This is a genomic window from Pseudoduganella violaceinigra DSM 15887 (assembly GCF_000425385.1).
Taxonomy (GTDB): Bacteria; Pseudomonadota; Gammaproteobacteria; order Burkholderiales; family Burkholderiaceae_D; genus Rugamonas; species Rugamonas violaceinigra.
In genome coordinates, this window is sequence record NZ_KE384358.1 from 21,940 (window position 1) to 36,416 (window position 14,477).

Annotated in this window: 14 protein-coding genes; 3 read left to right on the forward strand and 11 right to left on the reverse strand. The window is 61.5% G+C overall.

Annotated features, from left to right (window positions below; all coding sequences use genetic code 11):
* Positions 1 to 15 precede the first annotated feature (15 nt).
* From H597_RS0122490 to H597_RS0122505, 4 genes are all read right to left on the reverse strand, one after another.
* Positions 16 to 1,002, reverse strand: a complete 987-nt coding sequence (locus H597_RS0122490; protein ID WP_028104095.1) for a beta-ketoacyl-ACP synthase III — start codon at positions 1,000 to 1,002, stop codon at positions 16 to 18.
* Positions 956 to 2,056 carry a phosphate acyltransferase PlsX gene (gene plsX, locus H597_RS32105; RefSeq protein WP_051294035.1) on the reverse strand — a complete coding sequence of 367 codons (1,101 nt, stop codon included), beginning with the start codon at positions 2,054 to 2,056 and terminating at the stop codon, positions 956 to 958. Before plsX ends, H597_RS0122490 begins: the two co-directional genes overlap by 47 nt.
* Positions 2,057 to 2,142: 86 nt before the next feature.
* The gene (gene rpmF / locus H597_RS0122500) at positions 2,143 to 2,325 is read right to left on the reverse strand and encodes a 50S ribosomal protein L32 (protein ID WP_028104096.1); all 183 of its coding nucleotides are present in this window, start codon (positions 2,323 to 2,325) and stop codon (positions 2,143 to 2,145) included.
* A gap of 134 nt (positions 2,326 to 2,459) precedes the next feature.
* Positions 2,460 to 2,957: a YceD family protein gene (locus H597_RS0122505; protein WP_028104097.1), complete on the reverse strand. Its 498-nt coding sequence runs from the start codon at positions 2,955 to 2,957 to the stop codon at positions 2,460 to 2,462.
* Positions 2,958 to 3,074: 117 nt separating this feature from the next.
* Between H597_RS0122505 and H597_RS32110 the strand changes: the two genes are divergently transcribed.
* A complete protein-coding gene (locus H597_RS32110) occupies positions 3,075 to 3,713 on the forward strand; it encodes a Maf-like protein (RefSeq protein WP_051294036.1) in 639 nt (212 codons plus the stop codon).
* Between the two features lie 39 nt (positions 3,714 to 3,752).
* On the forward strand, positions 3,753 to 4,478 hold the full coding sequence (locus H597_RS0122515) for an SAM-dependent methyltransferase (RefSeq protein ID WP_028104098.1): 726 nt from the start codon (positions 3,753 to 3,755) through the stop codon (positions 4,476 to 4,478).
* Here H597_RS0122515 and H597_RS0122520 read toward each other — a convergent pair.
* From H597_RS0122520 to H597_RS0122540, 5 genes are all read right to left on the reverse strand, one after another.
* A complete protein-coding gene (locus tag H597_RS0122520; RefSeq protein ID WP_035375027.1) occupies positions 4,472 to 5,740 on the reverse strand; it encodes an EAL and HDOD domain-containing protein in 1,269 nt (422 codons plus the stop codon). The two genes, H597_RS0122515 and H597_RS0122520, sit on opposite strands and share 7 nt — an antisense overlap.
* A 66-nt stretch (positions 5,741 to 5,806) precedes the next feature.
* Positions 5,807 to 6,727: a 23S rRNA (adenine(2030)-N(6))-methyltransferase RlmJ gene (locus H597_RS0122525; RefSeq protein ID WP_028104100.1), complete on the reverse strand. Its 921-nt coding sequence runs from the start codon at positions 6,725 to 6,727 to the stop codon at positions 5,807 to 5,809.
* Between the two features lie 49 nt (positions 6,728 to 6,776).
* Entirely contained in the window at positions 6,777 to 8,072 is a 1,296-nt protein-coding gene (gene aceA, locus H597_RS0122530) for an isocitrate lyase (protein WP_028104101.1), read from the reverse strand.
* A gap of 250 nt (positions 8,073 to 8,322) precedes the next feature.
* Positions 8,323 to 8,817: a ribonuclease E activity regulator RraA gene (rraA, locus tag H597_RS0122535; RefSeq protein WP_028104102.1), complete on the reverse strand. Its 495-nt coding sequence runs from the start codon at positions 8,815 to 8,817 to the stop codon at positions 8,323 to 8,325.
* Between the two features lie 161 nt (positions 8,818 to 8,978).
* Positions 8,979 to 10,187 (reverse strand): MFS transporter, encoded by a 1,209-nt coding sequence (locus H597_RS0122540; protein WP_028104103.1) that lies wholly within the window; start codon positions 10,185 to 10,187, stop codon positions 8,979 to 8,981.
* A 70-nt stretch (positions 10,188 to 10,257) separates the two neighbouring features.
* Between H597_RS0122540 and H597_RS0122545 the strand changes: the two genes are divergently transcribed.
* A complete protein-coding gene (locus tag H597_RS0122545; protein ID WP_307580795.1) occupies positions 10,258 to 11,082 on the forward strand; it encodes a helix-turn-helix transcriptional regulator in 825 nt (274 codons plus the stop codon).
* A 49-nt stretch (positions 11,083 to 11,131) separates the two neighbouring features.
* Here H597_RS0122545 and H597_RS0122550 read toward each other — a convergent pair whose 3' ends face one another.
* Both H597_RS0122550 and clpB read right to left on the reverse strand, forming a co-directional pair.
* On the reverse strand, positions 11,132 to 11,710 hold the full coding sequence (locus tag H597_RS0122550) for an HD domain-containing protein (protein WP_028104105.1): 579 nt from the start codon (positions 11,708 to 11,710) through the stop codon (positions 11,132 to 11,134).
* A gap of 155 nt (positions 11,711 to 11,865) precedes the next feature.
* Complete coding sequence (clpB, locus tag H597_RS0122555; RefSeq protein WP_035375029.1) at positions 11,866 to 14,448, reverse strand: ATP-dependent chaperone ClpB; 2,583 nt, start codon at positions 14,446 to 14,448, stop codon at positions 11,866 to 11,868.
* Positions 14,449 to 14,477: the final 29 nt, after the last annotated feature.

Consider the following 14,477-nt stretch of genomic DNA (forward strand, 5'->3'; position numbering starts at 1 on the left):
AAGGACTGCATTTTATTACATTCGGGCTAGTACAGCACCCCAGGTGAAGCCACCGCCGACACCTTCCATCATCACCACATCGCCCTGCTTCACACGGCCATCGCGCACAGCGACATCCAGCGCCAGCGGAATCGACGCGGCCGAGGTGTTGCCATGCTGGTCCACCGTTACCACCATTTTCTCCGGCGCCATGCCCAGCTTCTTCGCCGTGCCGTTCATGATGCGGATATTGGCCTGGTGCGGAATCAGCCAGTCGATCTGGTCCGCCGTCATGCCCGCATGGCCCAGCGCCTCGTAGGCCACCTTCTCCAGCACCGACACCGCCAGCTTGAACACCGCCTGGCCGTCCATATACAGGAAGGCGCTGCCCGCGATCGCCCCGTTGGAGACGGCGCCCGGCACGCGCAGCACGTCCGAGTGACGGCCATCCGCATGCAGCTTGCACGCCAGGATACCCGGCTCTTGCGACGCGCTCATGACAACCGCACCGGCGCCATCACCGAACAGCACGCAGGTGGTGCGGTCTTCGAAATTGAGAATGCGCGAAAAGACTTCGGCGCCGATCACCAGCACGTTTTTGTGCATGCCGGATTTGATGAAGCTGTCCGCCGTCGACACCGCGTACACGAAACCGCTGCACACCGCCTGCACATCCACTGCCGCGCAGGTATTGGTCATGCCCAGCTTTTTCTGCACGATGCAGGCCGTGCTCGGGAAGCTGCCGTAGAAATCGGGCGTGGAACTGGCAACGATGATCAGGTCGATATCGTCCGGCTGCATGCCGGCCATGTCCAGTGCGCGCCGGGCAGCGATCACACCGAGGTCGGACGAAGCCTGCTCCGGCTCCGCGTAGTGACGGGCGGAGATGCCGCTGCGCGACACGATCCACTCGTCGGAAGTTTCGATACCCTTGGCCGCCAGCTGGGCGGCCAGTTCATGGTTGGTGACGCGTTTCTCAGGCAGGTAGCTGCCCGTGCCTACGATCTTGCTGTACAGGGTCATGCGTGTCTCTCGTTTCGGTTGGCGGCTCTTCTTGTGGCATCAGTTCGGCGATCATTGCCGACAAATGCTCTTGTACGTCGTTTTTTGCCGCATCATATGCACGTCGGATAGCCCATTCATAGGCCTCCGCCTCCGCCCCGCCATGGCTCTTGAACACCAGGCCGCGCAGGCCCAGCAGGCCAGCGCCGTTATAGCGGGCCGGATTCAGGCGATTGCCGATCTGTTTCAGCGCCGAGCGCGCAATCAATGCGCCCAGCATGGTGATCGGATTACGCTTGAATTCGGTTGTCAGCACCGTCTTCACGAAACGCGCCAGGCCTTCAATTGCCTTCAGCGTCACGTTGCCGACGAAGCCATCGCACACTACCACGTCGGTAGTGCCTTTGAAAATATCGTTGCCTTCCACATTGCCGTGGAAATTCAGGGCGCCGCGCGCATGGTCCGCCTTCAGCAGCTCCGCCGTGGCCTTGACCACTTCATTGCCCTTGATGTCCTCGGTACCCACGTTCAGCAAGCCGATGGTCGGCCGCGCGATGCCTTCCGAGGCCTGGCACAGCACATAGCCCATGATGGCGAACTGGTGCAGGTGGTGCGGCTCGCAATCGACGTTCGCCCCCAGGTCCAGCACATAGGTGGGGCCGTTATTCTGGTTTGGCAAAATGCTGCAGATGGCCGGGCGGTCGACGCCGGGCATGGTCTTCAGCACATAGCGGGACACGGCCATCAGCGCCGCGGTATTGCCGGCGGAAACGCAGGCGGCAGCCTTGCCCTCTTTAACTTGTTCAATGGCCACGCGCATCGACGAATCCTTCTTGCGGCGCAAGGCGACCTCGAGCGGGTCATCCATGGTGACCTGTTCGGAAGCGTGAAGGATAGAGAGGCGCGGCTCGGAATCAGCGTGATGCTTCTTCAGCTCGGCACGGAGAACGTCTTCCAGGCCAACAAGGATCAGCTCGGCGTTCGGTTCGTGCTTGAGGAAGGAGATTGCTGCGGGAATCGTGACTGAGGGGCCGTGATCGCCACCCATGCAGTCGATAGAGATTTTAATTGTCATTGTATAACCCAAAGAAAAAGCGGCGCGACGTCAGAAAATCCTGCGTAGCACCGCTTTGTCTTGTAGCCGAAGGCAAAAAACGTCGATTACTCGTCGTTCTTGGTCTTCAGCACTTTGCGACCACGATAGAAGCCGTTAGGCGAAATGTGGTGACGCAGGTGGGTTTCACCGGTGGTTGGCTCAACGGCCAGGTTCGGTGCTACCAGAAAATCGTGCGAACGGTGCATGCCGCGCTTCGACGGGGATTTCTTGTTCTGTTGAACAGCCATGATGACTCCTAATACTAAAGTTCTAAGATTTTAACACATCCGATGCGCAAAAACATGCGTATCGAGCTTTCTACTTCCATGCCAAACTCGATTACTGCACGCGTTTTGACACGTTCTTTGCTACTACAAACTGATTAATTCGTTTTCAGGCCCTTCAGGCCTGCGAAGGGCGATGCCTTCTCATTCTTCGCAGCGTCGACCAGCGAGGTGTCGGGACATTCCCCGTGCTTCGGCGCTTGCGGCAAGGCCAGCAGGGCCTCATCTTCCACCAGGTCCATGAGATTCATGGAGCGCGCACCGACGATCACGTCAATGCTTTCATCATCAATGATTGCCTCGATCTCGTCCGCATCCGCATCATCCTTGCCGAGCAGGAGGAAGGTCGACGAATCGATTTCGTATTCAAACGGGGTCAGGCAGCGCTGGCACACCAGCTGCACCTTGCCGGCAACGACCAAGCGCATCTGCGGATAACCGTGTTTACTGGAACCGCCCTCCACTTTCCAGGCCACCTCACCGGAAGTGTTAGCGCATTCCTTGCCAAGCCGGGTCATTTCAGCGACGGGAGTTCCCCCTTCTTTGCTGCTGTTGGTACGACAAAATTCAAAGGCGTCGATCTCAAAAGCATTCATTGGCTAAAATTTCCCTCGAAAACCTGCGATAATAACAGGATTTTCCGCGCCGCGTCAAAGACTTGCGAGATTATTCGCACTTTTTCGACGGCGCAGAAAGCATATAACATTTCCCAGATGAAAACAACCAACATCATCCTCGCCTCCAGCTCGGCCTATCGCCGCGAGCTCTTGTCGCGCTTGCAACTCCCCTTCGCGGTCGACGTGCCGGATATCGATGAAAGCCCGCTGCCAGGCGAAAGCCCCGCCGCCACCGCCCTGCGCCTGGCGCGGGAAAAGGCTGCCGCCGTGGCCGCCCGGCACCCGGACGCCCTGGTCATCGGCTCCGACCAGGTCGCCACCCTCGACGAGGAACAGATCGGCAAGCCGGGCAACCATGCCAACGCCCTCGCCCAGCTCCAGAAAATGCGCGGCCGCGAAGTGGTGTTCCATACAGCGCTATGCCTGTGGGATGGTCGCAACAACACGCACCAGCTCGAAGATATTCAGACCGTGGTCAAGTTCCGCGACCTATCGGATGCCGAGCTCGATGCCTACCTGCGCATCGAACAGCCCTATGATTGTGCGGGCAGCGCGAAAAATGAGGCGCTGGGGATCGCAATCCTCGAGCGGATCGACTCCAGCGACCCGACTGCGCTGACCGGCCTGCCGTTGATTGCGCTCACCAGCATGCTGCGCGCCGCGGGCGTAGGCTTTTTCCCATCGGCAAGCCGGCCAAGCACAACACCAGCAAACCCTGATCAATCGGGTGTCTGACCCTGCGGGTCTGACACCGGTTTACCGGTTTAAAAAAATATGAACGGCACCCTCTACCTCATCCCCAACACCCTCGGCCCCACCGACTCCCTGGACCAGGTCATCCCCCAGCACGTGCAGCAGCTGACCTCGCAGCTCGGCCACTTCGTCGCCGAAAACGCCAAGACCGCGCGCGCCTTCCTGAAACAGGTCGGCACCGCCAAGCCCATCCAGGAAATCGCGATCGCCGAACTGAATATCAACACCCCGGCGCAAGCCCTGCAAGCCCTGCTCGAGCCGCTGAAAGCCGGCCACGACGTTGGTCTGCTATCCGAAGCCGGCGTCCCGGCCGTCGCCGACCCCGGCGCCGACCTGGTCCGCCTGGCGCATGCCAACAACATCCCGGTACGCCCCCTGGTCGGCCCGTCCTCCATCCTGATGTCCGTCATGGCCAGCGGCCTGAACGGCCAAAGCTTCGCCTTCAACGGCTACCTGCCGACGGACGCCGCACAACGGGCCAAACGCCTGAAAGAGCTGGAAACCCGCTCGCGCCAGGAAAAGCAGACGCAGCTGTTCATCGAAACGCCTTACCGCAACGCTGCCATGCTGGAAGCACTGGTCGGCGCATGCAGCGGCAACACGCTGATCTGCGTGGCCACCGACATCAGCCTGCCAACGGAAACGATCCGCACCCGGACGGGCGCGCAATGGAAAAGCCAGCTCGACTCCGGCCAGGCGCCGGATTTCCACAAGAAGCCTACCGTCTTCCTGCTACTGGCTCATTGAACTGCGTGGGCGTACTCATTCACCCAGTCGTAGGCCTCGCGCTGTAGCGCATACAGCGCCGAAGGCGGCAGGTCTAGCTTGTGCAGGATGCCGGTCAGCTCCAGCCCCTCCTGCGCCCGCTCGATCAGCTCGATCAGGCGCAAGGCGTCGCCCAGCTCGCCTTCGCGGTGCAGCAGCGCATCGCGCACCTCGTCCAGGACGTTGACGCTGTCGAGAATCTCGCCCATGCGCACGGAAAACAGCGCATCCATCAGCGACATGATGCCGACCGTGAAGCCGACATCGGCCGCCACCTTCTCGGACGGGCGGACATGCCCCATCACCAGCTCCATGGTCTTGCCGCGGGTGGTCGCCATCTGCAGCAGCGGCGAATCGAATTCCGCCCCCTTCACATACAGCAGGATCTGCAGCCAGCGCTGCAACTGCCGCCGCCCCAGCACAATCAGCGCATGCCCGACCGAATTGATGCGGAAGCGCGCGCCCACGGACGGGGTATTCACCAGACGCAACAGATTCAAGGAAATCAGGGGATCATGCTTGACGCTGCGCTCAACCTCGCGCTGATCGGCATCGCGGTTCAGCAAATCCAGCAAATGCATGATGGACAGCTGCGACGGCGTGATTTTCTTCCCGCTCAAGACCACCGGGCGCGCGAAATAATAGCCCTGGAAATACTCGAAGCCCAGGTCCATGCACTCGCGGAATTCCTCGACCGTTTCGACTTTCTCGGCCAGCAGCTTCTGGTTCGGATTGCGCAAGCTGCGCGTCAGCGCCGGCAGCTGGCCGGGCTCGATCTGCTTGATATCGACCTTGATCACATCCATCAGCGGACGCAAGGCCGTCACCGCTTCGTTCTCGCAGGCCACATCGTCCAGTGCGAACTTATAGCCCGCCTGCTTCAATTCCTGCACGCGCCTCAGCACATCGGGAGTCGGCTCCACCGACTCCAGCACCTCGAGGATGACCTTATCGTTCGGCAGGAAGTGAATGAAATCGCTCATCAGCCCCGTCGTATCGACATTGACGAAGGCCAGTTGGTCGCCGACAACCTGCTCCATGCCCAGCTCGGAGGCATGGGCAATCACGGAAGCGGTGGCTTGGGTGCCATCCGTCACACAGGCTTCGTGGACCTCGGCATTTCGGTACAAAAGCTCGTAGGCCACGAGCCGTTGGCTGCGATTGAGGATAGGTTGCCTTGCCAAAAAGAATTGATTGGCATACGGCATTGGGAGCTGCACTTCACTTTCCACCACGGCTGTCATGGGTTTCCCCATTGCTAAACTCATGGTTACTAGACTATACCTGTTTGTGCAGTCCTGACAACATTTTTATGCCGTGCGGGGCGAAGCTTTCTTCGCTGTGGTCGCTTCGCCACTCTCCAGCGTAAACTGGGCGCCCGCATCGCGGCCCAGCACCTGCACCAGGTAAGGCATCACCTGGCGCAGCATCGGCTCCAGCGTGTACGGTGGGTTCAGCAGGAACATGCCGCTCGTGTGCAAGGCGATACCGTCCGGGGTCGGGCTGCTGATGCAAAGCGTCACGTTGAGCCAGCTCTTGGCCGGCAAATGCTTCAGGCGCTCCGCGAAATTGCGCGCTTCAATACGCTGCAGCACCGGATACCAGACCGCATACGTGCCGGTCGGGAAGCGCTTCAGCGCATCGTTCAGCATATCCGTGACCTTCTTGTAATCCTGCTTGTCCTCGTACGGCGGATCGCACAGGACAAGGCCGCGGCGCGAAGGCGGCGGCAACAGCGTTTTCACGCCGAAGAAGCCGTCGGCCTTGTTGACGATCACGCGCTTGCCGCGCGCGGTCGGACGGCGGCCATTGGCAGCCTGATGCTGCTCCAGCTTATGGAAATTATCGGCCAGGATCTTGGCATCGGACGGATGCAATTCGAACAGGCGCAGGCGATCTTCCTCGCGCGCCACGATTTCGGCGCAATACGGCGAACCCGGATAGAAGCGCAGCTTGCCGCTCGGATTCAAATCCTTGATCAGCTTGACGTACTCGGCCAGGGGCGCGGGCAGGTCATCGCGCTCCCACAGTGGACCGATGCCCGTTTCAAATTCAGCGGTCTTGGTCGCTTGCGCGCTATCCAGCGAATAAACGCCGGCGCCGGCATGGGTGTCGATATAGGTGTACGCGACGTCCTTCTGGTTCAGGTATTCGAGGACCTGGACCAGGACAAAGTGCTTGAGAACGTCGGCATGATTGCCGGCATGGTATGCGTGGCGGTAACTGAACATGAATAAGGCAGATTATTGAATCAATCTGCCATTATCTCATGCGGAAGGCTCAAGCGACCTTCTTCGCATCGAAGAACTGCGCATCCTCGGTCGCGCAATGCAAGGCCGTGGTGGAACGCTGGCCCTGCTGGATCGCCTGGGTCACGGCATCGAAATACGCGGTACCCACCTCGCGCTGGTGCTTCACCGCCGTAAAGCCGCGCTCCGCCGCCGCGAATTCAGCCTCCTGCAACTCCACAAACGCCGACATCTGGCGGCGCGCATAGCCATGCGCCAGGCTGAACATGCCGTAATTGAGCGAATGGAAACCCGCCAGCGTGATGAACTGGAACTTATACCCCATCGCACCAAGCTCCTTCTGGAAGCGGGCGATGGTCGCATCGTCCAGGTTTTTCTTCCAATTGAACGAAGGCGAGCAGTTATACGCCAGCATCTTGCCTGGGAACCTGGCGTGCACCGCCTCGGCAAAGGCCTTGGCGAACGCCAGGTCCGGCTTGCCGGTCTCGCACCACACCAGGTCGGCGTATGGCGCATACGCCAAGGCGCGTGCGACGGACTGTTCCAGGCCATTGCGCACCTTATAGAATCCCTCCACGGTACGCTCGCCGGTGCAGAAAGGCTTATCGTTATCATCGATATCGGACGTCAGCAGATCGGCCGCCTCCGCATCGGTACGGGCAATCACCAGGGTCGGCGTGCCCATCACATCGGCAGCCAGGCGTGCCGCCGTCAGCTTTTCGACTGCCTCACGGGTCGGCACCAGGACCTTGCCGCCCATATGGCCGCACTTCTTCACGGAAGCCAGCTGGTCCTCAAAGTGCACACCGGCAGCGCCCGCCTCGATCATGGCCTTCATCAACTCGAAGGCATGCACGCCGCCGAAGCCGGCCTCCGCATCGGCCACGATCGGCGCGAAATAATCGATCTCGTCCCGCCCCTCGGACCACTGGATCTGGTCAGCGCGCTGAAAGGTGTTATTGATGCTGCGCACCACCATCGGCACCGAGTTCGCCGGATACAGTGACTGGTCGGGATACATCTCGCCCGCCAGATTGGCATCGCTGGCCACCTGCCAGCCGGACAGGTAAATCGCCTTCAAACCCGCCTTCACCTGCTGCATCGCCTGGTTGCCGGTCAAGGCACCGAGTGCGTTGACGAAAGGCGCCGTATTCAACAGCCGCCACAATTTCTCAGCGCCGCGCTGGGCAAGCGTATGTTGCACCACCAGCGAACCGCGCAAGCGCACCACGTCCTCGGCGGAATAAGCGCGGCGCACGCCAATCCAGCGAGGATTGGTATCCCAATCGTGTTGCAGGGCTGCGATTTGCTCGGCGCGGCTTGCCATGATTTTTCTCCCAAGAAGATGCTCTAAAAACGAAATCCTATGGAGCTATCTTAGGCGCAATTTTTCAGTGCAATAATTGTCTTATATAAGACATAAAAGAACTTTAATTTCGTTCAGAATCAGATACTTAAAATTTAAATTCCATGATGCGGCATGGCATTTCTCATTTTGAGAGAAACGGCGCAAGCGCCGACGATGCGCTTTTCATCGCATGAAACGGATCTTTCATATGGTGAAAGGCGCATGAAAGTCAGGCGAGTTTTGCTGCGGCCACCAGAACGCCGTCGGCATCGGCATAGATCCAATCGCCCGGACGGACAATCACCCCCGCGATCGGGACCGGCACATCACGCTTGCCGACGCCTTCACGCGCGCTGCGCTGGGGATGGGTGGCCAGCGCCATGACGCCCACATCGCAATGCGCCAACTCCACGCTATCGCGCACGCAGCCATCCACCAGCACGCCGGCCCAGCCATTATTCTGGGCCAGCAAGCCCAGCTGGCCACCGACCAAGGCGCGGCGCAAGCTGCCGCCGCCATCGACCACCAGCACCCGGCCCCCACCCTGGGTCTCCAGGGTAGCGCGCACCAGCGCATTATCCTCATGCACCTTCAGCGTAGCTGCCGGCCCGGCAAACTGCTGGCGCATACCGAAATGGCGGAACACCGGCGGCAGCACCGCCAGCGTCCCGTTTTCCAGCAAATCCGCGTGCTCATCGCAAAGATCAGTCGTAGCAAAGCTCATGGCATCTCTCCGTAAAAATTCGGGGTCAGGTCTGTCTTTTGGACAGCGCCACAATATCTTTGATTTAGCTCAATACGCAAATTCTGCCGATTTCGCGTATTGAGATAGATCAAAGAAATGGGCTGCGTGTCCAAATGACAGACCTGACCCCGAATTTTGGGTTAGGCGGCGGCGCGCGCTGTGGCGCGGGTGCGGCTGCCGACGCCGGTGGCGGTGGCGATCGCTAACAGCAGGAAGAAGGCGATCGTGGCAAATACCATTTGCGGTTTGCCGGCATCCATCCAGAATCCGAACAGCAATGGGCCAAGCGATAAGCCGCTGTCCAGGCCGGAATACACGACGCCATAGACGCGGCCAGTGGCGTTCTTCGGTGCCGCGGCGCGTATCATGAGGTCGCGCGATGGGCCGGCAATGCCTGAGAAGAAGCCGACCAGCGCCATCAACACGACCGCGCCCCACGCCGGCACAACGACCAGGCCAATGACCAGCGCCAGCACTGCGGCGACGGCGAATGCCGCGGCAATCGTGCGGTCATGCTGCTTGTGGCCGCCGCCCAGGAAGCCGCCCAGCACCATGCCCGCAGCACCAGCCAGCATATAGGCGGTGAAGGCGCCGGTTGCCATCGGCAGTGACATGCCGTACAGCTTGACCAGCCCGGTCGAGGCAAAGCTCTGGATGCCGCCCAGCGCCAGCGCGGTGAGGAAGAAGAAGGCGAAACACATCCATACCGACGGCAGGCGCAGGAAGTCGAGCGAGCCTTCCGCCGGCGCGCTGGCGGCAGTGTGGATAGTCGGCTCCGGGCGCAGCGCTTCACGGTTCCACCACAGGATCGCCAGCACAATCGCCGGCAGCGCGGCGGCCGACAGCAAGGCGGTGCGCCAGTCGGTGGCGGCGGCCACGCCGGTCATGAACAGCGGCGCTGCGGCCCAGCCAATGCTGCCGCTCAGGCCGTGCACCGAGAAGCCGTGTGCCACGCGGTCGCGCGAGACCCGCTGGTTCAGGATGGTGTAGTCGGCCGGGTGGAAGATGCTGTTGCCAAGGCCGGCCAGCAGGGCCCCGACCATCAGCCCGGCATAATTCGGTGCGTTCGATAGGACCAGGGCCGATACACCGAGCATCGCCATGCCGGAAAACAGGACCCGGCGCCCTCCCACCCGGTCCACCACGAAGCCTGCCAAGGCTTGGCCAATGCCGGATACGACGAAAAACACCGTCATCAACAGGGCGAGTTCAGAGTAGCTCAGGTTGAACGCCGGTTTCAGCCAGGGGAATAGCGCGGCCAGGATCAGGTGGTAGAAGTGCGATACGCCGTGCGCCAGCCCTACCAGGCCGATCACCCGCGCATCGTTGCGTAGCGTTTGCTTGTCCATATGTGTTGCCTCTCTCGTTTATTGGATGAAAGCATTTTAGGAAAACCCGGCGCGTCCGTTTTGAGCTAGGATGACATCATTTGTCGCAAAACCGCCATCCATGCCGATCCAGATCGTCACCCACACCAGGCCGCACGAAAGCCGCCGCGAGCCGACCGCCATCCAGCCCGTGACCATGATTGCGCGCGACCTCATTAGCGAGCGCTCCTTGCCGGCACATACGCACGACTGCGCCCAGTTGACCCTGGCCCTGGAGGGAGTGATCCGCGTCAATGCCATGGATAGCAGCTGGATCGTGCCGCCGCAGCGTGCGATCTGGACGGCGCCGAATGTCGAGCATTCGCTGACCGTGATTGAAGCGGCACGCTTGCGGCCGGTGTACGTCACCTCGCTGCTGGATCCTTTCCCCGGCGAGCCGTGCAAGGTGCTCGAAGTTTCGCCGCTGCTGCGCGAATTGATCATGGCACTGGAGCAGGAAGATCCGGAGGTGCAAACGCGCCGCTCGCAGTTGATCTGCAACCTGATCCTCGACGAGCTGCCGCGCCTGGCTACGCGGCCCATCCGTGTCCCCATGCCGCGCGATAAGCGCCTGAAAGGCTTGTGCGATGCCCTGCTCTCCGATCCCGGCGCGACGCTGACCCTGGAGGAATGGGCGGGCAAGGCGGGCGCGTCGGAGCGCACGCTGGCGCGCTTGTTCGAGAAGGAGCTTGGCATGAGCTTCGGCCAGTGGCGACAGCAGGCGCGGCTGGCGCATGCGGCGCCGATGATCACCGGCGGCATGCCTTTGTCGCAGGTGGCCGACGCGCTGGGCTATTCCAGCCAATCGGCCTTCACGGCCATGTTCCGCAAGACCTTCGGCTGCCCGCCGACCGAGTTCTTCAACACCCGCAACTGATTCGCCTCAATTTGCCGGGCTTGCCAGCCGGGTTTCGCGCTGCATCCATTCATTGCGAGGAGGTGGATCGGCCGCGCTGGCTGGTTTCGGCGTCGAGCATTTCGCGCAAGGTGGCAAATAGCGGCGCGGTGGCCGTGTGCTTGCGGCCGTACCCCAGGTTGAAGGCGTAGTCGAAATCGGGCGGATTATCGCCCTGGTTGTGCTGGAGGATGGTCTCCAGCTTGTCAAAGGCTTTTACAGCCTGGGCTTCCGGCGTGGCGGCGGCTTCGTATTCGTCCCACAGGGCGATGATTTCCGCACGCAGGGACGGATCGAGGTCGCGCGTCAGGATATGCAAGTCTTCGCGCTCCTGCGCCGACTTGCCGGGATGGGCATGCTGGTGGATCGCCGGGATGTCGCCATGGATTGCTTCGCCCAGGTCGTGCACCACGCACAGTTTCAATACGCGTGCGATGTCAAGTCCGGGCAGTTGGTCGGCGAAAACCAGCGCCATCAGCGCCAGCCGCCAGCTGTGCTCGGCGGTGCTTTCGGGCCGGCCCGATGAGGTGAATCCGCTGCGCAGGACGTTTTTGAGCCGCTCGGCTTCGCGCAGGAAATTCAGGCGGCCGGCCAATGTTGAGTCTTTCATCGATCGCTCCTTTTTCACCGGCGCTTACTACTGGGTGCCAGTGCTGCCACTCGTCGAATGCAGCGTGGCCAGCTTCGGCCGTGGGGCGCCGCGAGCCGGTCGACTGCAGCGCACCTTGCCACTGATGCGGGGGGGCAAGCCCCCTGTGCCGCCTGTCAGGCTTTGCGGAACGCCAGCTCGCTGCCGTCGGCGTCGATGCGGATCGTGTCTTTCGGGCCGAAGCGGCCTTCCAGAATCAGCTTCGACAGCGGGTTCTCGATCTGCTGCTGAACCGCGCGCTTCAACGGACGGGCACCATAGACCGGGTCGTAGCCCGCCTCGGCGATCTTCTGCAGCGCGGCATCGCTGACTTCCATGCCCATATCCATGCGTTTCAGGCGCTGCTCGAGGATCTGCAGCTGGATGCGGGCGATCGAGCCGATATGCTTGTCGTCCAGCCCGTGGAACACAACAATCTCGTCGATCCGGTTGATGAATTCCGGCCGGAAGTGGCCGCGTACCTCAGCCATCACGGCCAGCTTCACCACGGCCGGGTCGGCTTCATCCAGCGACTGGATCTTCTGCGAACCCAGGTTGGAGGTCATGATCACCACCGTGTTCTTGAAGTCCACGGTGCGGCCCTGCCCGTCCGTCATGCGGCCGTCGTCCAGCACTTGCAGCAGCACGTTGAAGACATCCGGGTGCGCTTTCTCGATCTCGTCCAGCAGGATCACACTGTAGGGCTTGCGGCGCACGGCTTCCGTCAGGTAGCCGCCTTCGTCATAGCCCACATAGCCCGGTGGTGCGCCGATCAGGCGGGCCACCGAATGCTTCTCCATGAATTCGCTCATGTCGATACGGATCAGCGACTCTTCCGAATCGAACAGGAAGTTCGCCAGCGCCTTGGTCAGTTCGGTCTTGCCGACGCCGGTCGGGCCGAGGAACATGAAGGAGCCGTATGGGCGGTTCGGGTCCGACAGGCCGGCGCGCGAACGGCGAATGGCGTCGGCCACGGCGTTGATCGCTTCATCCTGCCCCACCACGCGTTCGTGCAGCTTCGCTTCGATGTGCAGCAGCTTGTCGCGCTCGCCCTGCATCATGCGCGAGACGGGAATGCCGGTGGCGCGCGACACCACTTCGGCGATTTCTTCGGCGCCGACCTGGGTGCGCAGCAGCTTGGGTTTGTCGCCTGCCTGTTCGGCGGCGCCGGCGGCTTCGGCGTGCTTCAGCTGGGCCTCCAGCTCGGGCAACCGGCCGTACTGCAGCTCGGATACGCGCTGCCAGTTGGACGCGCGGGTCGCCTCTTCCATCTGCTGCTTGATGCGTTCGATCTCTTCCTTGATGTGGGTGGTGCCCTGTACATTGGCCTTCTCGGCCTTCAGCACTTCCTCGTAATCGTTGTACTCGCGCTGCAGCTTGGCGATTTCGTCGTCCAGCAATTGCAGGCGGGCGCGCGAGGCTTCGTCCTTTTCGCGCTTGACGGTTTCCTTCTCGATCTTCAGCTGGATCAGGCGGCGTTCAAGCTTGTCCATCACTTCCGGCTTGGAGTCGATCTCGATCTTGATCTTCGATGCGGCTTCGTCGATCAGGTCGATCGCCTTGTCGGGCAGGAAGCGGTCCGTGATGTAGCGGTGGGAGAGTTCCGCCGCCGCGATAATGGCGGGGTCGGTGATTTCCACTTTGTGGTGCAGCTCGTACTTGTCCTGCAGGCCGCGCAGAATGGCGATGGTGGCCTCCACGCTTGGCTCGTCGACCAGGATTTTCTGGAAGCGGCGCTCCAGCGCGGCATCCTTCTCGATGTATTTGCGGTATTCGTCCAGCGTGGTCGCGCCCAGGCAATGCAGCTCGCCGCGCGCCAGCGCAGGCTTGAGCATATTGCCGGCGTCCATGGCGCCTTCGGCTTTGCCGGCGCCGACCATGGTGTGCAATTCGTCGATGAAGACGATGGTCTGGCCTTCATCCTGCGCCAGCTCCTTGAGCACGGACTTCAGGCGCTCTTCGAATTCGCCGCGGTACTTGGCGCCCGCCAGCAAGGCCGCCATATCGAGCGACAGCACGCGCTTGCCGCGCAGCGAGTCCGGCACTTCGTTGTTGACGATGCGCTGCGCCAGCCCTTCCACGATGGCGGTCTTGCCCACCCCCGGTTCGCCGATCAGCACCGGGTTGTTCTTGGTCCGGCGCTGCAGCACCTGGATGGCGCGGCGGATTTCGTCGTCGCGGCCGATGACGGGGTCGAGCTTGCCCAGGCGGGCGCGTTCGGTCAAGTCGAGGGTGTATTTTTTCAGGGCTTCGCGCTGGCCTTCCGCTTCCTGCGAATCGACCTTGGCGCCGCCGCGCACGGCGTCGATGGCGGTCTCCAGGGCCTTGCGCTGCAGGCCGTTCTCGCGCGCCAGCTTGCCGGCGTCGGACTTGTCGTCGGAGATGGCCAGCAAGACCATTTCGCTGGAAACGAACTGGTCGCCGCGCTTTTGCGTCTCGCGGTCGGCCTGGTTCAGCATATTGACGAACTCGCGGCTGACCGTCACGTCGCCGCCGGACACCTTGGGCATGCGTTCCATCGCATGCTTGAGCGCTTGCGCCAGGCCGCCCACATTGACGCCGGCGCGCTGCAGCAGCGAACGCGCGCCGCCGTCTTCCTGGTTCAGCAAGGCCAGCAGCAGGTGCGCGGGCTCGATGTATTGGTTGTCGTTGCCCACCGCCAGGCTCTGGGCATCGGCGAGGGCTTCTTGCAATTTTGTTGTAAGTTTGTCTTGGCGCATGTCGAACGCTCCTGATGAATTGTCAACGA

What these genes read in the sequence shown, in the direction of transcription:
- H597_RS0122490 (WP_028104095.1), bottom strand. Translation starts at nt 1,002, where the DNA reads ATGACCCTGTACAGCAAGATCGTAGGCACGGGCAGCTACCTGCCTGAG.
- plsX (WP_051294035.1), bottom strand. Translation starts at nt 2,056, where the DNA reads ATGACAATTAAAATCTCTATCGACTGCATGGGTGGCGATCACGGCCCC.
- rpmF (WP_028104096.1), bottom strand. Translation starts at nt 2,325, where the DNA reads ATGGCTGTTCAACAGAACAAGAAATCCCCGTCGAAGCGCGGCATGCAC.
- H597_RS0122505 (WP_028104097.1), bottom strand. Translation starts at nt 2,957, where the DNA reads ATGAATGCTTTTGAGATCGACGCCTTTGAATTTTGTCGTACCAACAGC.
- H597_RS32110 (WP_051294036.1), top strand. Translation starts at nt 3,075, where the DNA reads ATGAAAACAACCAACATCATCCTCGCCTCCAGCTCGGCCTATCGCCGC.
- H597_RS0122515 (WP_028104098.1), top strand. Translation starts at nt 3,753, where the DNA reads ATGAACGGCACCCTCTACCTCATCCCCAACACCCTCGGCCCCACCGAC.
- H597_RS0122520 (WP_035375027.1), bottom strand. Translation starts at nt 5,740, where the DNA reads ATGACAGCCGTGGTGGAAAGTGAAGTGCAGCTCCCAATGCCGTATGCC.
- H597_RS0122525 (WP_028104100.1), bottom strand. Translation starts at nt 6,727, where the DNA reads ATGTTCAGTTACCGCCACGCATACCATGCCGGCAATCATGCCGACGTT.
- aceA (WP_028104101.1), bottom strand. Translation starts at nt 8,072, where the DNA reads ATGGCAAGCCGCGCCGAGCAAATCGCAGCCCTGCAACACGATTGGGAT.
- rraA (WP_028104102.1), bottom strand. Translation starts at nt 8,817, where the DNA reads ATGAGCTTTGCTACGACTGATCTTTGCGATGAGCACGCGGATTTGCTG.
- H597_RS0122540 (WP_028104103.1), bottom strand. Translation starts at nt 10,187, where the DNA reads ATGGACAAGCAAACGCTACGCAACGATGCGCGGGTGATCGGCCTGGTA.
- H597_RS0122545 (WP_307580795.1), top strand. Translation starts at nt 10,258, where the DNA reads ATGACATCATTTGTCGCAAAACCGCCATCCATGCCGATCCAGATCGTC.
- H597_RS0122550 (WP_028104105.1), bottom strand. Translation starts at nt 11,710, where the DNA reads ATGAAAGACTCAACATTGGCCGGCCGCCTGAATTTCCTGCGCGAAGCC.
- clpB (WP_035375029.1), bottom strand. Translation starts at nt 14,448, where the DNA reads ATGCGCCAAGACAAACTTACAACAAAATTGCAAGAAGCCCTCGCCGAT.